This is a genomic window from Peribacillus sp. R9-11, from assembly GCF_031345095.1.
In the GTDB taxonomy this organism is placed as follows: Bacteria; Bacillota; Bacilli; order Bacillales; family DSM-1321; genus Peribacillus; species Peribacillus butanolivorans.
In genome coordinates, this window is sequence record NZ_CP133763.1 from 199,957 (window position 1) to 222,222 (window position 22,266).

Annotated in this window: 17 protein-coding genes; 16 read left to right on the top strand and 1 reads right to left on the bottom strand. The window is 38.9% G+C overall.

Annotation, left to right across the window (positions count from 1 at the left end):
- The first annotated feature begins 390 nt into the window (after positions 1-390).
- The 5 genes from glmS to RE409_RS01110 all read left to right on the top strand — a co-directional run bounded on the left by glmS (position 391) and on the right by RE409_RS01110 (position 6,583).
- Positions 391-2,193 carry a glutamine--fructose-6-phosphate transaminase (isomerizing) gene (gene glmS, locus RE409_RS01090; protein ID WP_201222439.1) on the top strand — a complete coding sequence of 601 codons (1,803 nt, stop codon included), beginning with the start codon at positions 391-393 and terminating at the stop codon, positions 2,191-2,193.
- 367 nt (positions 2,194-2,560) lie between these two features.
- Positions 2,561-2,707 (top strand): hypothetical protein, encoded by a 147-nt coding sequence (locus RE409_RS01095; protein ID WP_201222437.1) that lies wholly within the window; start codon positions 2,561-2,563, stop codon positions 2,705-2,707.
- 1 nt (position 2,708) lies between these two features.
- Positions 2,709-3,080 carry an iron chaperone gene (locus RE409_RS01100; RefSeq protein ID WP_201222435.1) on the top strand — a complete coding sequence of 124 codons (372 nt, stop codon included), beginning with the start codon at positions 2,709-2,711 and terminating at the stop codon, positions 3,078-3,080.
- 625 nt (positions 3,081-3,705) lie between these two features.
- Positions 3,706-4,875: an ATP-grasp domain-containing protein gene (locus RE409_RS01105; RefSeq protein WP_201188252.1), complete on the top strand. Its 1,170-nt coding sequence runs from the start codon at positions 3,706-3,708 to the stop codon at positions 4,873-4,875.
- 13 nt (positions 4,876-4,888) lie between these two features.
- On the top strand, positions 4,889-6,583 hold the full coding sequence (locus RE409_RS01110) for a methyl-accepting chemotaxis protein (RefSeq protein WP_309558382.1): 1,695 nt from the start codon (positions 4,889-4,891) through the stop codon (positions 6,581-6,583).
- Between the two features lie 61 nt (positions 6,584-6,644).
- On the opposite strand, the gene RE409_RS01115 is transcribed toward RE409_RS01110, so the two are convergent.
- The gene (locus RE409_RS01115) at positions 6,645-7,403 is read right to left on the bottom strand and encodes an SDR family oxidoreductase (protein WP_056525958.1); all 759 of its coding nucleotides are present in this window, start codon (positions 7,401-7,403) and stop codon (positions 6,645-6,647) included.
- A 185-nt stretch (positions 7,404-7,588) separates the two neighbouring features.
- Between RE409_RS01115 and RE409_RS01120 the strand changes: the two genes are divergently transcribed.
- The 11 genes from RE409_RS01120 (at position 7,589) to RE409_RS01170 (ending at position 22,266) form a co-directional block, all read left to right on the top strand.
- The gene (locus tag RE409_RS01120; protein ID WP_201250175.1) at positions 7,589-8,167 is read left to right on the top strand and encodes a TetR/AcrR family transcriptional regulator; all 579 of its coding nucleotides are present in this window, start codon (positions 7,589-7,591) and stop codon (positions 8,165-8,167) included.
- A 251-nt stretch (positions 8,168-8,418) separates the two neighbouring features.
- Positions 8,419-8,619, top strand: a complete 201-nt coding sequence (locus RE409_RS01125) for a cold-shock protein (protein ID WP_034304915.1) — start codon at positions 8,419-8,421, stop codon at positions 8,617-8,619.
- A gap of 692 nt (positions 8,620-9,311) precedes the next feature.
- On the top strand, positions 9,312-9,674 hold the full coding sequence (locus tag RE409_RS01130) for an ArsR/SmtB family transcription factor (RefSeq protein WP_376107593.1): 363 nt from the start codon (positions 9,312-9,314) through the stop codon (positions 9,672-9,674).
- On the top strand, positions 9,667-11,790 hold the full coding sequence (locus RE409_RS01135) for a heavy metal translocating P-type ATPase (RefSeq protein WP_201250174.1): 2,124 nt from the start codon (positions 9,667-9,669) through the stop codon (positions 11,788-11,790). The genes RE409_RS01130 and RE409_RS01135 overlap by 8 nt, the downstream gene beginning before the upstream one ends.
- A gap of 625 nt (positions 11,791-12,415) precedes the next feature.
- On the top strand, positions 12,416-13,678 hold the full coding sequence (gene hflX, locus RE409_RS01140) for a GTPase HflX (protein ID WP_201222429.1): 1,263 nt from the start codon (positions 12,416-12,418) through the stop codon (positions 13,676-13,678).
- Positions 13,679-14,426: 748 nt separating this feature from the next.
- Positions 14,427-15,785, top strand: a complete 1,359-nt coding sequence (locus tag RE409_RS01145; RefSeq protein WP_201188420.1) for an NAD(P)-dependent oxidoreductase — start codon at positions 14,427-14,429, stop codon at positions 15,783-15,785.
- A 26-nt stretch (positions 15,786-15,811) separates the two neighbouring features.
- Positions 15,812-17,098 (top strand): NAD-dependent dihydropyrimidine dehydrogenase subunit PreA, encoded by a 1,287-nt coding sequence (preA, locus tag RE409_RS01150; protein ID WP_309558385.1) that lies wholly within the window; start codon positions 15,812-15,814, stop codon positions 17,096-17,098.
- A gap of 27 nt (positions 17,099-17,125) precedes the next feature.
- Positions 17,126-18,544 (top strand): dihydropyrimidinase, encoded by a 1,419-nt coding sequence (gene hydA / locus RE409_RS01155; RefSeq protein ID WP_056525995.1) that lies wholly within the window; start codon positions 17,126-17,128, stop codon positions 18,542-18,544.
- Between the two features lie 46 nt (positions 18,545-18,590).
- Positions 18,591-20,075, top strand: coding sequence for an NCS1 family transporter (locus RE409_RS01160; RefSeq protein ID WP_201188255.1), 1,485 nt, complete (start codon positions 18,591-18,593; stop codon positions 20,073-20,075).
- A 16-nt stretch (positions 20,076-20,091) separates the two neighbouring features.
- The gene (locus tag RE409_RS01165) at positions 20,092-20,307 is read left to right on the top strand and encodes a hypothetical protein (RefSeq protein WP_053348238.1); all 216 of its coding nucleotides are present in this window, start codon (positions 20,092-20,094) and stop codon (positions 20,305-20,307) included.
- A 324-nt stretch (positions 20,308-20,631) separates the two neighbouring features.
- Entirely contained in the window at positions 20,632-22,266 is a 1,635-nt protein-coding gene (locus RE409_RS01170; RefSeq protein ID WP_309558386.1) for a PucR family transcriptional regulator, read from the top strand.

The window sequence follows — 22,266 nt, forward strand, 5'->3', positions numbered from 1 at the left end:
TTTTTTTCATTGGTTAAGGTAACAAAGAATTGACCTATGTCCCTTTTGTAAGGTATGATTATCCTGATTTAAAACATATTTTGTTTAAAGGAGGGTAGGCAGGGAGAAAAGGAAATACAAAAGCGCCTGAACTAAGCTTGGTCGAGAATGGCTTAGTTGACGAGGAGGAGGTTTATCGAATGATCGGCGGATACCTCCCGGCTGAAGTGCACAGCCGCAGTAATTTCAATCTTAAAACAGTAGGGCAACTTACTGCACAAAGGATTGGAAATGCACAAAGGGAAAAAAGGCTATAAGCATTTCCTTTATAAAAATAAATATCAGAGATGAGGGGGCAGGGATGCCCCCGTGCATTCCTGTTCCCTCGAATCGGTTGGAGGAACAGAAATTATGTGTGGAATTGTTGGATATATTGGACTTAATGATGCGAAAGAAATTCTATTAAAAGGTCTTGAAAAGCTTGAATACCGCGGTTACGATTCTTCAGGGATTGCTGTCAAAAATGATTCAGGTGTGACAATCTTTAAGGAAAAGGGACGAATTGCAGACCTCCGTGGAGCTGTGGATGAAAAAACTATTGCACATACTGGAATAGGTCATACGCGCTGGGCCACTCATGGTGTGCCAAGTCGTGATAATGCTCATCCTCACCAAAGTAATTCAGGTCGCTTGACTTTAGTTCATAATGGGGTCATTGAAAACTATGCGATTCTAAAACGGGAATATTTGAAGGATGTTGCTTTTAAAAGTGAGACAGATACGGAAGTCATCGTTCAACTTATAGAGAAGTTTGTAAACGATGGTATGGAAGTAGAAGAGGCGTTCCGTCAAACACTCACTCTTTTAGAAGGCTCATATGCCATTGCCCTTTTAGATGCTGAAAATGATGAAACCATTTTTGTCGCAAAAAATAAAAGCCCGCTGCTAATTGGTGTAGGGAAAGACTTTAACGTTGTCGCTTCTGATGCAATGGCTATGTTGCAAGTCACAGATCAATTCCTTGAACTGATGGATAAAGAAATGGTTATAGTGACAAATGAAGAGGTAACGATTAAGAATCTTTCTAACGAAGAAGTTTTTCGTGAGCCATTCACTGCTGAACTGGATGCGAGTGATATTGAAAAAGGTACGTATCCTCATTATATGCTTAAAGAAGTCGACGAGCAGCCTGCTGTCATACGTAAAATTATTCAAGCTTATCAAAATGAAGAAGGCAAACTGGCAATCGATTATAGTATTGCAGAAGCAGTAACTGAGGCTGACCGTATCTATATCGTCGCTTGTGGAACTAGCTATCATGCAGGCTTGATTGGTAAGCAATTCATCGAAAAAATGACTGAAATTCCGGTTGAAGTCCATGTAGCATCGGAATTCACATACAACATGCCGATATTATCGAAAAAACCGCTTTTCATCTTCATATCCCAAAGTGGAGAAACTGCGGATAGCCGTGCGGTATTAGTGGCAATTAAAGAGCTTGGTCATAAAGCATTAACCATTACAAACGTACCGGGCTCTACATTGTCACGTGAAGCGGATTATACGCTCTTGCTGCATGCTGGCCCTGAAATTGCAGTTGCCTCTACAAAAGCTTACACAGCTCAAGTAGCTGTATTGGCTATATTAGCAAATGTTTCTGGACAATTCCGTAACCTAGAGTTTGATTTCGACCTTGTTAAGGAGCTTGGAATTGTTGCGACAGCAATGGAAGCTCTATGCGATTCGAAAGAAGAGATGGAAGCTATTGCCCATGAATATTTGTCTGTTACAAGAAACTGCTTCTTCATCGGCCGGTCCCTTGACTACTATGTTGGTCTTGAAGGGGCGCTTAAGCTGAAAGAAATCTCTTACATCCAGGCAGAAGGCTTTGCTGGTGGTGAGCTTAAACATGGAACAATTGCCTTGATTGAAGAAGGTACACCTGTTATAGCTCTTGCTACGCAAGCAGGCGTCAACCTAAGCATCCGTGGTAATGTCAAAGAAGTCGTTGCCCGTGGTGCTAACCCATGCATTATTTCTATGAATGGGTTGGAAGAAGAAGATGATCGCTTTGTCATCCCGGAAGTGAACGAACTATTAACACCCCTTATCTCTGTTATCCCGATGCAACTCATTGCGTACTACGCTGCCTTGCACCGCGAATGTGACGTGGATAAACCACGTAATCTTGCGAAAAGTGTAACGGTTGAGTAAGCTGGAATGAATATAACGTGCCTTATGTAGTTTTGAAATAAAGTTTAACCGTTTTTTCAAAAGTTGCACCGTTTCACCCCTTTGGATATGATTATCTAAAGGGGTGTTTTTTTATGCCTAAAAGAGCGAGAACATCTAAAGTTGATAAGTGGATTAAAGAAGGCCGAGGAATAGGAATTGGTGTGCAGTGACAATAAATTTGTTTGAAAAATAATAAAGTCATTTAATACCATCTATCAAATCTATCGGAAGGTAATTGCTGCATCTTTAAGAGCAAAATTAAACAGCTTTATTATATAAACACACAATGAGGTTAGATTGCAAAGCGATTGTGCATTGTCGAAATTGAAGAAGAAGTAAAAAAACTATGGATGAACAAAAGGCGACTTTTGAGGTGTCTAGGTATCCTGTCAAAGATACGGATGAGGTTGCGAATGGTGCAATTGATGTCATGGCGTATTGGCATGAAAAATTACATCGTTCAAAAATAATTTTTTATTTTAGGAGAGAATGACATGGAAGTTTTTATAGAATATTTAGCGAGTATTGATAACCCGCAACATCGGGACCGAACGGAAGAAGTTTTGGTTTGGGTAACTAAGAAATTCCCAAATTTAATGCCAAAAATTGCGTGGAATCAGCCTATGTTTACCGATCATGGCACATTTATTATTGGCTTTAGCGTAGCCAAACATCATTTGGCTGTTGCCCCTGAAAGGGCAGGGATTATTCATTTTTCTGATGAAATTGTGCAGGCTGGCCATGATCACACCAAGCAGTTGGTACGTATCCAGTGGGATAGTCCGGTTGATTTCTCATTACTTGAGAAAATGATCGAGTTTAATATTTTGGATAAGACGGACTGTTCAACTTTTTGGCGGAAATAAAAAAATCGGATTATTCTGGGTTCAGTTCAATTAATTTTAATCAAACTTTATTAAAAACCAACACCTTAGAATTTATTCTAAGGCACGTTTTTTTATGCTTGTTTTTAGGAATCGGTGAGAGTACATGAATTATTAGGTAATCTCTATTCCTTCATAGTTTTATAGATTCACTTGTTATGCGAAATCCAAATATCAACCATCCTAAGGGTGTTTTGTGCAATGGCGGGACTTATAGAGAAAGGTACTCTAAAGGTTTTTGGAAAATTCCTTTTTTGAGCCATTGCGACAATAAAGGAATATAAATATTGTTTATAGGTAAAAGAAATTATTATCACTTTTAAAAATAGGAAAAAGGAATGCCTGGATAGAATCCGGGCTTTTTGTTATGTCAAAAAAATATCATTGGATACCATTTACCTGTTCTGTTCAGAGGGACGTGTAATGAAGATCGACATACTTCTGTATTTTTTTGGATAAAATTAGGTAAAAAGAATTATGTATTGTTATTTATATTGTGACTATTGTTTAATTAAATAATAATAAATACCTATATAAGCTAAATACTTACCACTTTTAACCGATTAAATATGGGGATACATAAAACAGTATAAGTTAGGTGGAAAACATGATTATTTTGAATGAGCCCATTGTGTCACCAATTCTTCTAAAGGTATTAGAGAAACAGCAGATTCCAGTGTTGGAGCATGGGCGATGGAGAAACACACTATCATCAGAAAAGCTAAACATTCAAAAAGATACGGAGTTTTTTAAGTCTATGGAAATGGGCAAAAGGATTCTTACAAACTCTGAGAATGGCATTACATTATTAGGTCATTTTCAACCCAATAGCAATGAATACATATGGTCTAAGTTATTAAAAGATAAGAGTAAGGTTCGTAATCTAACGAAATCATTATATCCTGATTTCTATTTCCAAGAAATTGATCTATCCATAATAAGTGATATGGATAAAAAACAAATTCCGTTTCCTGTGGTTATCAAACCTAATATTGGCTACTCAAGTGTAGGGGTACACAAAGTTAAGAATGAACAGGATTGGGATATAGCCGTAAGCCATTTGAAGGAAGATTTACTGCATTCCGATGGATTGTATGATTCAACAGTAGTAGGTTCTCAGACTGTTTTAATAGAAGAGTGGATTCAGGGAGAGGAATATGCCATTGATGGTTATTTTAATCAGGATGGTGAACCAATTATATTGAACGCGTTTAAACGTTTATTTAAGGATGATTATGATACATCCGATCGAATCTATTACACGTCGAAGATAGCAGTAAATGAAATCTATGATGATGCCCTACAGTTTATGAAGAAAGTCCAAACTGTTCTACCCCTAAGGAATTACCCTGTACACTTTGAAATTCGCAAAAAGGGAGACAGGGTTATTCCCATAGAAATTAATCCCTTGCGTTTTGCGGGAGCGGGCACAACAGATCTAGGGTATCATGCCTATGGGATGAATATGTATGAACACTATTTCTTAGGAACGAAACCTGATTGGAATCGAATATTGGAAGAGATGGACGATAATATTTATAGCTTTTTCTTTGCAGAGGTTCCATTGGAAATAAATTTAGAAGATGTTGAACGGATTAATCATATAGGACTTCAAAATGAGTTTGAACATATTTTGGAATATAGACAGCTTCCTTTTCAAAATGATCGAAGTATGGCAATCATCTTTTATAGAAGTGAAGATTTGAACAAGAATCTTCAATTGCTTCATTTAGATTTATTTCCTTTTCTAACTATAAAAGAGCTGGCTTTAATCTAAGGAGGATGTAAGGTTGAAAATTGCAAAGCTAAATCCAAAACGATCTTTACTAGCTAAATTATTCGTATTCTACATAATTCCGTTCGTACTATTTGCAGGTGCTATGGATTTTTGTTTTTCATATATTACTAATAATATGATTAATGAAAATGTCCTTCCACAATTTGATGAGCGGCTATCTGAAAATGCCCGCAGTTTGGCTGCAAGCATTGATCCGGATTTGATAGAAAATGCTTCAGATCAGGGAGAAGCTATCTTGGGAAAATTAGATGCCTTCGTTGAAAAGAGAAAAGGCATTGAATATGTTTATGTCCTGAAGCGGGAGAATGATTCAGATGTCATTGTGGCCTTGAATGGCAGCAAGGATTTCATGGTGGAATCCCCGTTTACACCAGAACAGGCAAAATCGATAAATGGAAAAGAAGAAGTGTTAAGTGAAATCTATAACGATAAATGGGGCACACACAAGTCTTACTTTACACCTATCGAAGGAACGGATGCTATTGTAGGTATTGATATGGATGCTTCGTTTATTCCTGAGATGAAAAGCAAAATGATTGTCTTTAATATTCTATTTTTAATAAGTGCAGTATTATTGGGTGCTATAAGCGCTTATGTTATAGGGAGACAAATTTCCCGTCCTGTTAATGAACTAGTTGGTTTCACAAGTGAAATGGCAGTAGGGAATTTAAGTAAACCTATCACTAGTGTTCGACAAGATGAAATTGGGGATCTATCACACGGGTTTGAAGATATGCGAGTGAGCTTGTCCCATATTATTCAAAATGTCCGTGAACGTGCTCAAACGATGAATAAAACCACAGTGTCCATTCATCAATCTTTTGAAGAGATGGTAGAATCCTATGATCAGATCGTAACAGGGACAACGGAAGAAGCAAAAGCTTCAGAAGAACGGGCCCACCATATTGACCGAATTTCTAATATGATCAGTGATTTAACGGATACAATTCGTTTAATGAGCGAGCAAACGAATACAATGAACGAATTTACACTACATACGAACAAACTTGCTGAACAGGGGAGTAAACAAGTACAGGATGTAACGAGTCAGATGGATAAAATTATGGGAAATGGCCAAGCGAGTAAAGCCAATTTGGTGAGCTTGGAAGAGGATGTAGTTAAGATAAATGAAGTGATTGGTTTAATACGAATCATTGCTTCTCAAACGAACCTGCTATCCTTGAATGCTTCTATTGAAGCTGCACGAGCGGGGGATGCAGGCAGAGGTTTTGCTGTAGTTGCCCACGAAGTGCAAAAACTGGCTGTACAAACAGATGAATCCATTGATGTTATTTCTGAATCTATCATGCGAATTAATGAACAAACCGCAAAAGTTATCCAAAATAATGATGAGAGCTTCCAAGATATATTAAATGGAGTATCCTTAGTGGAGAACAATGGTGAGATTTTCAATAAGATTTTTGATTCTGTAGAAAAACTATTGAAAGGAACAGAACAATTAGCGCACCATTCGCAAAAAATTAATGTATCCTCAGATGAAAGTTTAGCATCTATTCAGGAAATCGCTGCAATCTCAGAAGAGGGAGTAGCAACAACTGAACAAATTTCTGCTGCTGCTATTCAACAAAGTAACATTATGACCGGATTAAAGGCACAAAACAGAGACTTGGCAAAAGAATCAGCCTTATTAGAGGAAATGGTCGAAAAGTTTATTACCGAAAAATAAAAAAGGTAAGATAATCATTAAAAAAACTCACTGAGAAAGGCGTCAGTGAGTTTTTTATAAATTAATAAGCAGTCCAGCCGGCATCAGCTGTAACAACTGTTCCATTCACGAAGCTCGAGTCATCAGAAGCCAGGAATAAAGCTACTTTAGCAATCTCTGTAGCATCTCCCACACGAGGGTTGACGTTGATTCCAACCATTGCTCTCTCCATACCAAAATCATTTGGCTGATTAATGGTTGTACCGATATTTGTGGCTACGGCCCCTGGGGCAACGGCGTTACAACGGATACCTTTTGTTGCATATTGGAAGCCAACGTTTTTTGTAAAACCCATTACAGCATGTTTAGCAGCTGTGTAGGCAGCACCTGCTCTTGAACCGAATAATCCGCCAGCAGAGGCAATGTTCACAATTACTCCTGCTTCTTTTTCAAGAAAGATTGGAAGGGCTTTTCTTGTTGAGCGCATTACACTCGTTGTATTGATTGCAAATTGCCGTTCCCAATGTTCATCTGTAATTTCAGCAGCTGGAATGAAGTTATCCATGATGCCTGCATTATTTACTAAAATGTCCAGAGTACCATATTTTTCAACAGCAAGGTCGATCATGGCTTGTACGTCCTCTTCTTTAGCAACGTTAGCTAAGATGGAAGCAGCTGTGCCACCGTTTGCTTCGATAACAGAAACGACTGCTTGTGCCGCTTCTAGATTAATATCCGAAACGATTACTTTTGCTCCTTCTTTTGCGTAAAGAACCGCGATTTCTTTCCCCATACCAGATGCAGCGCCTGTAACAACGGCTACTTTCCCTTGTAATTTCATATTTGTTCCCCCAGATTCATAATGTTTAATTACTGGATACTTAATGAACACTTGTTTGTTAACTTTCAATATCTATATTATAATCCCCTATATAAAGAGGTACAATCAGCAAATAAACCATAATTTGTTTATTAATAGACAAATAAATGAAAGTATGTGCATTAAAATGTGTTGGAGGTTATGAAATGGATAGGCGGGTAAAAAAATCTATAGCTACATTAAAAGAGGCCCTTATATCTTTAATGGTTGAAAAAGAATTTAGAGAAATAACAATTTCAGAAATCGTACAACGAGCGGATCTTAATCGTGGCACTTTTTATAAGCATTTTCAGTACAAAGAAGACTTGTTTAATGACGTGATTGATGACGTGATGAATGACTTAATTGAATCGTATCAAGCACCTTACAAGACTATTGAGGTTTTGGATATAGAACGGTTGCAGTCTTCTACTATACGTATTTTTCATCATGTAGAAAATCATAGGACCTTTTACCAAATGATATTGAAGCCAACGGCCTTGTCTGGTTTTCAGAACAGATTGGGGACTGTCATAAAACAATTATCTCTAGAGGACTTATTAGTAGGAAGTGATGACAAAGCCATTAATAAAGACTTGCTTGCTAGTTATCATGCTTATTCTATATTGGGAATGATCATACAATGGGTACAGGATGAATTTAAAAATACACCTGAATATATGGCTGAGCAACTTGTTAAAATCATACATTATCGGCCGATAGGAGTAACAGTTCCTAAAAAGTAAAAAAGTGCTTATGTGGTCCGACCCACTTTAGTATATAGAAGTTGATTGAAGTCGAATTTTAAGAGTATTAAAAATTGCTTGAAAAAAGTTTACTTAAACTATTTGCAATCGCTGCCATTTAATGTTATGCTTAGTCTTAATTATTTTTGTTCGGTACTAAGGATACTAAAAGTACTACTTTTCGTTTTCGATGATGACTTAGAGCAAGGATAGTAATACAATGTGCTTAAATGCACTAGGAGGCAACAACAATGGAACAAGGTAAAGTGAAATGGTTTAACGCAGAAAAAGGTTTTGGATTCATCGAACGCGAAAACGGAGACGACGTATTCGTACATTTCTCAGCTATCCAAAGCGAAGGTTTCAAATCTTTAGACGAAGGTCAAGAAGTTACTTTTGAAGTAGAGCAAGGTCAACGTGGACCTCAAGCTTCTAACGTTCAAAAAGCATAATTTCAAAACAAATAAAGACAGATCCTAGTTATAGGGTCTGTCTTTTTGTTTTGTAAAAAGAAAGTCAAAAAAACCTGCTCAAAGATTGAGCAGGGTAAATGGTACAAGTAAAGTAAAACGCTTAAAAGGTTTGACTAAGTATATCATAGTTTTTCAAAAAAATACTAAATTAATTATTTTATTCTATTAAGGCATTGGGATAGGAAAGTACGGAAATCATTAGATTGAAGGGACATGAGGGAAGCTCATATCCTTTCAATCTTTTTTTTCATTAGAAGATGATTAAAGAAAAAATTGATACGATTCAGGGGATATTTGATAAGACATTTCTTAACCATTTTAGAATGAAGCCTTCTATGACACCTATAAAGGTATAGAGAATAATAATACAGAGGTCAGGTTGCCAAAATAGGCACTTTGACCTCTCTTCGTTTATACAACAATAAAATTTATGAGTTATGAACGATTTCTAGTCATGCGTTGATCTGATCTTGGTGTATGTGGATGAAGTTCAAATTGAAACAAAAGCCAGTGTTTTTCATATATAGTCATATATGCCGCTTTTATCAAGTCTGCTTTGGGGAGGAAGTAAGTTTCTTTTACATTCAAATCTAGGTTTGAATATTCAGCAAATTATGGTATATTATAATCAAACGCATATTTGAATGAGGGGGGGTGAGAAGATGGCGGAAATGAAGGATATGTGTGATGTTCACCTGCATGATGAAGTAAAGGTGAACTGCATTCAAGAAGAAATGAGCCAGGTGAATATCTCTAGTATATCGAAGCTGTTTAAAGTTATCGGTGATGAAAACAGAGCGAAAATTGCTTATGCGCTATGTACGGATGAGGAGTTGTGTGTGTGTGATTTGGCGAATATCATTGGTGCCTCAATGGCGACAACCTCACATCATCTTCGTACCCTATATAAACATGCAATCGTAAAATATCGAAAAGAAGGTAAGTTAGCATTTTATTCATTAGATGATCATCATATAAAACAATTAATTCTTATTGCATTAGAACATCAGCAGGAGGTGAGGGTCGATGGCTGAATCCCAATCAAAAACGTATCGAATTCAAGGTCTATCCTGTACGAATTGTGCGGCTAAATTTGAAAATAATGTCCGTGACCTTGAGGGAGTGAAAGTTGCCAAAATCAACTTCGGGGCTTCGAAGATTTCGATTCAAGGAAGTACAACAATTGAAGAAATTGAAAAAGCGGGAGCCTTTGATAATCTTAAAATCCGGGATGAACAAGAACAGGTTATGGAAAAGGAACCGTTTTGGAAGCAAAAAGAAAATATTAAAGTAGTGTTTTCTGCTATCCTTCTTTTAATCAGTTGGATATTGGATAAACAATATGGTGATGGAAGCAACATGTCAGTGATTGGCTATGCGGTTGCAATTTTAGTTGGTGGATATTCACTATTTATCAATGGACTGAAAAATCTTGTCAGACTGCGCTTTGATATGCACACCCTAATGACGGTTGCAATTATTGGAGCAGCTGTGCTGGGTGAATGGGGCGAGGGAGCAACAGTCGTTATTCTGTTTGCAATCAGTGAAGCGCTGGAAAAATATTCGATGGATAAAGCCCGGAATTCTATAGAATCATTAATGAATATAGCTCCTAAAGAGGCCTTGATTCGTAGGGGACATCACGAAATGATGGTTGCTGTTGATGAGATTGAGGTGGGCGACACCATGATTGTCAAACCCGGTCAGAAGCTCGCTATGGACGGCAGGATCACGAAAGGTGCCTCGACACTGAATCAAGCAGCCATTACAGGGGAATCAGAGCCAATATTTAAAACGGTTGAGGGTGAAGTATTTGCTGGAACCTTAAATGGTGAAGGACTGCTGGAAGTGGAGGTCACGAAACGAGTAGAGGATACGACGATTGCAAAAATCATACATCTTGTTGAAGAAGCTCAGGCTGAAAAAGCTCCTTCCCAGGCATTTGTTGATAGATTTGCAAAATTCTATACGCCCGCCATTATGCTGATAGCGTTGGCCATTGCCGTTATTCCGCCGCTTGTCATAAACGGGGAATGGAGTGAATGGATTTACCGAGGATTGGCTGTGCTGGTTGTTGGTTGTCCATGTGCTTTAGTTATCTCTACACCAATTGCAATTGTAACAGCCATCGGAAATGCTGCGAAAAATGGTGTACTGATTAAAGGCGGAGTCCATTTGGAGGAAGCTGGAGCCATAAAGGCGATTGCGTTTGATAAAACAGGTACTTTGACAAAGGGAATACCTGAAGTGACTGATTTCACGGTATTGGTTGACGGGGTGAGTGAACAGGAAGTTCTAGGGATTGCTGCAGCTTTAGAAAGTTGTTCACAACATCCTCTTGCCACGGCCATTCTCCAAAAAGCAGAGAGCCAGAACATGGACTATCACTCTCTAGTGGTCGAGGATTTTACCGCAATCACGGGTAAAGGTATAAAAGGAACAATAAATAGAGAAGTCTATTACATTGGGAAACCACATCTTTTTGAAGAAGAGGGCGGTTTAGCCTTTTCTGAAGATGTTCGTATCCAAATAAATGATTATCAAAATGAAGGAAAAACGGTGATGGTGCTTGGCAATCAAATAAAACTCCTTGCACTGATTGCAGTTGCGGACGAAATAAGGGAAAGCAGTAAGGAAGCAATCCGGAAACTGCATGCTCTCGGGATTGAAAAAACGATAATGCTAACCGGGGATAATATCGGAACAGCAAAAGCGATTGGAGCAGAAGCTGGCGTTCATGAGATTCAAGCGGAGCTATTGCCGCAAGATAAACTGGCCTTTATCAAACAATGGAAACAGAAATATAATCGAGTGGCTATGATTGGCGATGGTGTCAATGATGCACCGGCTTTAGCGGCTTCCACGGTTGGGATTGCGATGGGGGGAGCGGGGACGGACACCGCCCTTGAAACCGCAGATATTGCCTTAATGGGTGATGACTTATCAAAGCTGCCTTATACGATACGCCTAAGTCGTAAAACGTTAAAAATTATTAAGCAGAACATCACATTTTCGTTAGCGATTAAGATTCTGGCTTTACTATTGATAGCACCAGGCTGGTTAACACTGTGGATGGCAATTTTTGCAGACATGGGAGCAACGTTATTGGTCACATTGAACAGTCTTAGATTGCTAAGAATAAAAGAGTAATTGAATATGGCTTCCTGGTTCCTTTTAAAGGTGCAAGGAAGCCTTTTCTTGTACTGCTTCAAAATGTTTCATGTGAAACTGATAATTCACGTACAGTTCAGAAGTTTTTCACTCAACAGTAAAGCAATTGAATGGGCGAGTACAACGTCGCCAGATGAAGTGATCGATCGTTATCGAAACCATTATTGAGAAAAGAGGAAGGGATGTACAGAAACGGTTCGATACTGGAAGAGTCCTGGTATCGTATAAAAAAGGCGGATATATAGCTGAATCTGAATTTCCACTATGGCTCGAGTTGCTTAATGAAAATGACGAGGTAAAAGAGGGTAAAGTAGAGCGGGACGATTAATAAACGATTGAATTCAATCCTATAAGGTCGAAAGAAAATAAGAAACCAATAGAATATCAAAAATACCAGGTCTGAATATGGCCTGGTATTTAATATGTTGAATTTTCTTTTAAGTAAAAGGAATCCTAATAAGAACATTTTTGAATGCAGAGCCAAGCAATCGTTATGCATGTTCTATGTAGTGTGCTACAATGTGGCTGACTTTTAATGAGGCATAGGATGATCCTGTGTGATTGTTAAATTGAGTATGGCAGTTACAGGAAGGGATTTGAAAGAATGGAATTAGAGCAAAGGGCAATCTTAGTTGGGGTAAACCTCAATAGCCAAAAGGATTTTGATTATTCAATGGAGGAATTGGCTAATTTAACGGAGGCCTGTGAGGTAGAGGTTGTCGGGACGATCACACAGAATTTGCATCGGGTGAACTCATCACATTTTATTGGAACCGGAAAGATTGAGGAAGTAAAAAATCTTGTGGAGTATAAGGAAGCGAATGTCGTCATCTTTAATGATCAGTTGTCGCCTTCACAACTTCGGAATCTGGAGAGGGACATGGATTGTAAGGTAATTGATCGGACAATCTTGATTCTGGACATTTTTGCACACCGAGCAAAAACAAAGGAAGCCCAGCTTCAGGTAGAATTGGCAAAACTTCAATATATGCTCCCACGTCTCGTTGGATTAAGGGAGTCATTAGGTCGTCAGAGTGGTGGAGTTGGTACAAACAAAGGTGCTGGGGAAAAGCAGTTAGAGCTTGACCGTAGGAGAATAGAGGAAAATATAAGTGTTTTGAATAAAGAACTGGAAGAACTTGTTGCACACCGTCAAACGCAGAGGAAGCAGCGGAAAAAGAATGCCATCCCAGTCGTTTCTTTAGTCGGTTATACGAATGCAGGGAAATCCTCGATCATGAACGCTTTGATTGAAATGTTTCACCCAACAACCGAAAAGCAGGTTTTGGAAAAGGATATGCTGTTTGCTACGCTTGAGACTTCCGTGCGAAACATTCCTTTGCCGGATAATAAGGAATTTTTACTGACGGACACGGTTGGTTTTGTTTCAAAACTACCGCATCATCTTGTGAAAGCGTTCCGTTCAACCTTAGAAGAAGTGGTCGAAGCTGACTTATTGATTCATGTTGTTGATTTTTCCAATCCCAATTATGAGCAGCAAATAGAGATTACAGATCAAACTTTGAATGATATAGGCATTAAAGAAATTCCAACTATTTTTGCTTATAATAAAGCAGATCTGACTGAAATAGATATCCCGCAGGTGAATCGTGACTCTGTTTATATGTCAGTGAAAAACAAAGTAGGCATACAGGAATTGATCGATCAAATCCGAGGACATGTTTTTGTAGACTATATTCGCTGTGAGATGCTGATTCCGTATGACCAGGGACAGTTGGTATCCTATTTCAATGAACATGGTCATATAACGGAAACAGAATATGATGAGAATGGATCTAAATTAAAACTTGAGTGCAAGAAAACAGATTATGAAAAATATCATCAATACGTTATTAACTCTAAGTAATCGTTTTGTTGATAATATGTGTATAAGTTGTTAGCAAGTTGTTAATGACTGAAAATTCACTATTGAACCTGTGTATAGTTTTTTAAGAAAAATACAATACTTACTGGAAAACGTTGAAATAACTCAGTATTTCTTGTTATCCACATATTATTTTTATGTGGATAACCTGTGAATAAAATTAAAAAGCCCTAGAAAATTGCATTTAATATTTTCTAGGGCTTTTTAATTTGTGGACAAAGTGTTGATAAGTTAGTTTTATTAAAAAAATTCAGTAAGTGTGATGAATATTAAGTAAGGTTTGTAGAAAAATGACGATGTTTATCATTTGTTGTTAGGAAATATCACATGGTTATTACATAGTGCACATTAAACAGTTAACAATATTTTACACTTTGTATAATGTAACTTGCTTTTTATCATTATAAAATAAAGAATACTCAATTTATCTGGTTATTACCAGATTGTGAGTTTTTAAGAACGATTGGGGGGGCTTTTAATGGCCAAAGGAAGCAGAGACCAAGGCGTGATCATCAAGAAAATAAAAGAAAATAATAAACGGAATGTGAGATTATTGGCAATTATATCGTCGTGACTGTCTTTCTAAATAGAACGATGAAGAACGACAGTGGGTTACTGCCATAAATTCTCTAATTGTAAGGATAGGAAATGCTATTTTAGATGAATACATGCAATTCCTCCCTTTTTATTTTTCACAAATAAATTTTTGGAAGGAGAATAGTAGATGAGTATGACGAGTCCGTTAAAAGATGGTCTGGCGATGAACTTTCAGGAAGTGGAGAGGGGGTTAACCCCACGTGAAGCTTTGGAAGAATCGAATCGATGTTTATACTGCTATGATGCCCCATGTATTCAAGCCTGTCCGACAGGGATAGATATTCCAAGTTTTATTAAGAAAATAGCATCAGGGAATTTTAAAGGATCGGCCAAGACGATCATGACAGCCAATCCAGTCGGTGCCAGTTGTGCGCGAGTATGCCCGACAGAAGAATTATGTGAGGGGGCATGTGTCCTAAACCATTCTACAAAGCCAATCATGATTGGCAATCTCCAGCGTTATTCCACAGATTGGGCCATCCAAAATAAACAAGCTCTATTCAAGGCCGGGAAGAAGAATGGCAAAAAGGTTGCCATTGTCGGAAGCGGACCTGCGGGCTTATCTGCAGCAAGGGAATTAGCCTTGCTTGGCTACAGTGTAACCATTTTCGAAGCTGAAAAAAATCCAGGTGGATTAAATACGTACGGTATCGTATCTTTCCGTTTGCCACAGAGCATTTCTTATTGGGAAGTTGAACAAGTAAAGAGTTTAGATGTTGAAATTAAAACGAATACGAGGGTTGGTGTTGATGTTTCTGCTACCCAGCTAACCACCGACTATGATGCCGTTATTTTGGCGATTGGTATGTCTGATGTTCCAAAACTTGGAATTGAAGGAGAAGACCTGGCTGAAGTATATGATGCAATCGACTTCGTCAAGGCAACGAAAACAGAGGCTATCACTGATAAATTCGTTGGGAAGAAGATGGCGGTCATTGGAGCTGGGAATACAGCGATTGATGCAGCAACCTGTTCTGTACGTCTTGGTGCCGAACAAGTTGGAATTATCTATCGTCGTACCCAGAAGGAAATGACAGCTTACGATTTTGAATATGAGTTTGCTAAACAGGAAGGTGTCGGGTTTCACTGGCTGACGAACCCTTCTAGGATTATTTCAGATAGCAATGGTCAGGTAACGGGTATCGAGTGTGTAAAAATGGTGCTTAGTGAGGCAGGAGAAGATGGTCGCCGTCGTCCTGTACCGATTTCTGGATCAGAATTTGTTATACCTGTCGATGGCGTTATCCGTGCTATCGGCCAATCTAGATATGTAGGACTGATTGAACAGTTTGGCATTGAGCATGATGGAGGCGTCGTAACATTAGAAGGAGACTCATATAAAACGTCGAATGAAAAAGTATTTGCCTGTGGTGACGTTATTTTTGGAAAAGGCCAAGGTGAGGCAATGGTTGTTTCCGCTGCCCAGCAAGGGAAGAAGACAGCCTATGAAATTGACCGGATTTTAATGAGCGAAGCGGTAGATATTGCTTAATAAAAATGAAAATTAGGAGGCTTAACATGGCTGATTTATCAATTGATCTTGCGGGTATTAAATCTCCCAATCCTTTTTGGCTGGCGTCGGCACCACCTACTAATTCGGGGTATCAAGTGCAGCGGGCATTTGAGGCTGGCTGGGGAGGAGCCGTTTGGAAGACGTTGGGAGATCCTATTCTGAATGTCTCATCACGTTTTGCAGCTGTGGGTTTTAATGGCCAGCGAGTAGCTGGTTTCAACAATATTGAATTGATTACGGATCGACCACTTGAGGTGAACTTAAAAGAAATATATGAAACGAAAAAACGTTTCCCTGACCATGCAATCATTGCATCAGTAATGGTCGAACCGCATCAAGATAAGTGGCATGAAATTATCAAACGCATAGAAGACGTGGGGGTTGATGGTTATGAATTGAACTTTGGCTGCCCGCACGGTATGGCTGAGCGGGGTATGGGCGCTGCTTCTGGACAGGTTCCTGAGCTTGTGGAAAAGCAAACATATTGGGCAAAGGAAGCGGCATCGAAACCTGTCATTGTCAAACTTACTCCGAATATAACTGACATCACGGTTACTGCGGAAGCCGCTATACGCGGTGGAGCGGATGCAATTAGTATGATTAATACGATTAACAGCCTGGCAGGAGTGGATATCCATTCATGGAATACGATTCCCCATGTAGGCGGTAAGGGTGCCCATGGCGGGTATTGTGGTCCTGCTGTGAAGCCGATTGCTTTAAATATGGTTGCAGAATGTGCAAGGAATCCACTGATTAATGTTCCGATATCGGGAATCGGTGGAATATCTAATTGGCAGGATACGGTTGAATTTTTATTGATGGGTTCAACGGGGGTGCAAATTTGTACTGCTGCCATGCATCACGGTTTTCGAATTGTCGAGGACATGATTGATGGTCTGTCTAATTACCTCGATGAAAAAGGGATATTCTCTGTGATGGATATTGTTGGTAAGTCTGTACCCCGTTATTCCGATTGGGGAAATTTAGATCTTAATTATAAGGTAGTGGCGCGCATTAATAATGATGTGTGCATTAACTGCAATAAATGTCATATTGCCTGTGAAGATACTTCACATCAATGTATAGATATGTTAAAAGACCCGTCAGGCAGCCCATTCTTACGAGTCCGTGAAGAAGATTGTGTCGGATGTAATCTTTGTTCGATTGTATGCCCGGTTGATGGGGCAATCGACATGATTGAACTGACAAGTGATTTGCCTCCAATGACTTGGAATGAACGTCAGGCATTCCTTGGGAACATCGGTAATGAAAGTGTTGATTTCGTAAAATAATGGAGGAGATTATATATGAAGAAGATCATGAAGAAAATTATTAAAAATGGAACAATTGCAACGGCTGCAGATACGTATCAAGCGGATATTTTAATTGAAAATGAAATCATTACAATGATTGGTAAAGACCTTTCAGCAGAGGGAGCGGAAATCATTGATGCAAAAGGCGCGTATATTTTTCCAGGAGGTATTGACCCACATACCCATCTTGATATGCCGTTCGGTGGGACTACAACAAAGGATGATTATGAAACAGGTACGATAGCTGCTGCATATGGAGGTACGACTACGGTCATCGACTTTTGTTTGACCGAAAAAGGGGCGCCATTAAAGAAATCTATAGAAACGTGGCACGAAAAGGCAAGTGAAAAAGCAGCAATAGATTATAGTTTTCATTTAATGATTAGTGAAATTAATGATAAGGTTCTGGCTGAGTTGCCAAGTATCATCGAGAATGAAGGGATTTCTTCGTTTAAAGTGTTTATGGCTTACAAGAATGTTTTTCAAGCCGATGATGCGACACTTTACCGTACACTGCTTCAAGCGAAAGAACTTGGCGCACTTGTCATGGTCCATGCTGAAAATGGCGATGTGATTGATTATTTAACAAAACAGGCGCTTGCTGAAGGTCATACTGATCCGATTTATCATGCGTTAACAAGGCCTCCGGAACTTGAAGGAGAAGCAACGGGACGAGCAGCCAAGTTGACGGAGATGGCAAACAGTCAGCTTTATGTCGTTCATGTCACATGTGAAGATGCGGTTGAAAAAATTACAGAGGCAAGAAATAAAGGGGTTGATATTTGGGGTGAGACTTGCCCGCAATACTTGGTCCTTGACCAAACCTACCTTGAAAAGCCCAATTTCGAAGGATCTAAATATGTATGGTCTCCTCCATTAAGGGAAAAGAGAAATCAGGAAGTACTATGGAACGCTTTAAAAACAGGCCAGTTGCAAACGATAGGCTCCGACCAATGCTCTTTTGATTTTAAAGGTCAAAAAGATCTTGGGCGTGAAGACTTTACGAAAATCCCCAATGGTGGTCCTACAATTGAAGACCGAATGAGTATTCTGTTTTCGGAAGGAGTCAAGAAAGAGCGTATCACCTTGAATCAATTCGTGGACATCACTTCAACCCGGGCAGCCAAACTTTTTGGATTGTTCCCTAAAAAAGGAACGATTGCTGTAGGATCAGATGCGGATATTGTCATCTTTGATCCAAAGGTGGAGCGGACTATTTCTGCAGATACTCATCATATGGCTGTCGATTATAATGCGTTTGAGGGAATGAAAATAACAGGTGAACCGGTTTCTGTTTTATCACGCGGTCAATTTGTCATTAGAGAAAAGCAATTTGTAGGTGAGGCTGGAAAAGGGCAATTCTTGAAACGGGCTAAATATAACACGTCGCTGGAGTCGGATTCAGAGCAAAAGCTTCCTGTCTAAAACGTCTGTAAGGAAAAACAAGCAAATTAATATTGGGGGATTTTATATGAGTGAGAAGAAAGATTATTTAAAGTCTCCCGATTTGCTGCCTATACCTCATAGTGAGAAGAACATAAGTGCAGCCGGTTTTGGATTTATTTGGGTAGGAATGGCTGTAGTATTGGCCGCCTTTGCAATTGGCGGTAACGGTGTACAAAGCTTAGCGCTTGGTTGGGTCGTGCTGGCAACGGTCATTGCTTGTGTAGTTCTTGGCTTTTTGATGACAATGACAGGAGATATCGGGGTTGAGCATGGCATCTCTTTCCCAGTCTATATGAGGGCGCCATTCGGTACGATCGGTACCCATATTCCATCGGTTGTTAGGGGGTTTGTTGCCTCATGCTGGTTCGGTCTTAACACCTACTTCGGTGCAACTGCAATGAATGCAATCTTTGCAACCCTTTTTAACTTTGATAATTGGTTTATCTGCTTCCTCATTTTTGCCGTTTTACAATTAGTTAACACGGCAATGGGAATCAAGTCGATTGAACGATTTGCTGACTTAGCAGCACCAGTCATCATCTTGATTTCAGGCTGGATGTATTTTACTCTTTCCGATCAAGCTGTGGCCCAAGGAAGAGATGTATGGACCTGGATTGAAAGTCCGGTAACTGGAGGTGCAGCGGCAACGGCTTTCATGGTCGTCATAATGGCTAATATGGGATTTTGGGGTACGTTGGCGGCGGATATGCCGACACTTTCTCGTTATATCAAGGCACCTAAAAATGAAAAAAATTGGTTCAGGCGCAATAAGGGGCAGGTTATTGGGAATATTATTACCTATCCCATTACTCAGACGTTCATGGTTATTATCGGAGGGGTTTCTTACATGGCTGTTTCCAATTATGATCCCGTCGTTGCTATACAAGGATCGGCAAGTGGAATTGCTCTTGGAGTCCTTTTAATCATGATAGTTTTTGCTCAATGGTCGACGAATACTACTGCCAATGTAATCCCGGCAGCTACCATTTTCTCAAATATCATGGGTCCTAAAATGCCTTTTTGGGCGGGAGTTGTTGTCGCCGGGTTTATTGGAATCGTAGTTCAGCCATGGAGCTTGTTCGGCATAATAATAGAAGTTTTGTTAATTGTAGGTGGAGTTTTAGCATCTATTGTTGGCATCTTGGTGGCTGATTATTATTTCCTTCGTAAACGACGTGTTAATGTACCAGAACTATATGAAAGTGAAGGTCAATATAAATACTTGAATGGTGTGAATTGGGCGGGAATCATTTCTTGGGCGATTGGTGGAATAGGTGCCACAGTTTTTTCAAACTATTCGTTTATTGTGGGATTCGTGCTTGGTAGCGCAAGTTATTATGTATTGGCAAAATTTTGGTGGTTTAAGAAATATGAACAAGCCGAAATTATTGACCCAAGTGATGAGAAATATTTAGGTATATCAATAGGGAGGGATTGGAAAATCGAAAAGGAATTAGAAATTGAAAAAGAATTGGTTATTACGACTGCTACTGGCGGGGAGAATGTGTAAAAAAGGGGGAGTAGAAATGTCCGAATATCAAGAGTATCGCTTAGAAAGGGAACAAATTGATTTTTTACTTGAAAGAGGATATCGAATCACCCGAGTCTCGGAAAATTTAAGTGGGGCTTTTCTCGATTTCGAACTGATAGAAGGTACGAAGCAGGAATGGAAGCAGTTGAATATCAAAACCCCGGAAGGAAGAAAATACTTCTCAACATTGCTTTTCAGGAAGTTGCATTAAAATTCACGTATAAACTTGAAATTCTGGCCTATTCGTTAAATGAATAGGCCACTTTTGTGTAGCTGTCTTGAATCAAAGTTCGAGAATGCTTTTAAACCTAAGAAATCAATATTCTTGGCTTTCTGATAGAAATGATAAGATAGATAGCCAATAGATATAGATAATCAATGTAGAATTTGAGTTCATAGCATCATTTTGAACATAAGTGATGAATTTTTTGTTGAATTTTGACGTTAGATTTTCTGACAAGTGTCTGGAGATTTATAGACTGTCCGTTTATAATAGATTTTATAGCAGTTTTATAGAAGGATGGTGGATGGATGAATGAATACTTCGATTACAATCGAGGAAATTCTAACGCGCAGGCATTTTAATCAGACGGATATAATCGCCGGCAGCAGTGGAATAAAGCGTCAAGTGAAATGGGTCCACTGCATGGAAGTCACCCAAATCAGCCACTTGTTAAATGGAAATGAACTGATTCTGACCACCGGTTTGGGGTGGAAAGATTGTGATAGCACATTTCTTTCCTATTTAAATCAGCTAATTCAATGTAATGCAGCAGGACTGTGTATAGAGATAGGTACCCGTACCATGGCAATTCCCAAATGTGCGATAGATCTTGCAGATGAACACCAATTCCCTATCATCCTATTTCATCAAGAAGTTCCATTCGTAGAAATTACTCAGGATATTCATTCCCTAATCATTAATAAACAATATCAAATGATCTCCAACTTAGAGAACTACTCCCAGCAGCTAAATAAAAATCTCCTCGAAATTGACCATTATGAATCAATTCTAAAATTTCTCCATAACTATTTAAATGTACAGGTTATTCTTATCTTTAATGAAAACGATATAGCCAGTATTCCAAAAATAAAGAAAAAAATAACCTATCAAATGTTAGTGGAAGTAAATGAAGAAAAGAGAACTTTGAACAAAACCGTTCTTAGACAACCGATTCAAGTGCTCGGTGAGAATTATGCGGAACTGCTCATTTGCAGTAGCGATAGAGAGTTGACGGATTTTGATTCACTGATCTTGGATCGGACAGCCACCGCTTTGGCTCAGCATCTATTACGGGAATTATATATAGAAGAAAAGAAAATGTCAGAAGAAAGCAAATGGCTAACAAACTGGATTGAAGGGGAGTATAGCGACGAAGCAATCCGTGAGCGGCTTTCCTATATTGATCCGAAAATGCAGCTAGATGGCGGGATTGTTTGCATTTGCAAACAACATCCACGGTATAATAAAAGTTCAACAAAATTAGATGGAACCTATTTTAAGATAATGTTTAGGACAGTTTTTGAACAATATGGTTTTCAGATTTTCTCTATGGAAATTCATCAGCACCTTGTCTTCATCCTAGGCGATAATCGTTCATCCGAAGATTGGAAAGGAAGGGTGACAAGTGCCTTGGATCGTATTATGAAAATGGATGTCAGCGGACGTAATCGTATGAGCCTGCTTACTATTGGGTTTGGAAAACACGTTCAAAAGTTAAGTGAGATTTATAAAAGTTATGAAACGGCTCGTGAGACTTTATTGCTTCAGGATACCTTACCAGAGGAGAACAGAAGCTTTTTTTATCAGGACTTACATATGTATCGTATGATTTCTCTAATCAATAAGCATGGTAATTTGGAAGAAACCGTTCATGAATATTTAGGTCCTGTTATCGAATATGACAAACAAAATAACGGTGAATTGATGCCTACCTTGAAGACCTATCTCGCTTGTAATGGATCGAAACAGGAAACTTCAAAACAACTATTTATTGTCCGGCAAACACTGTACCATCGGCTAGAAAAATTAGAAAAACTATTAGGGTCAAATTTTATGCGCTCAGATCAACGCCTTGGCATCGAATTCATGATTTTTGCCTTGGATTACTTACAGAACAGTAGTAGGAAGACTAGTGGGGAATATATGGATAAATATGTGGGTAAATAG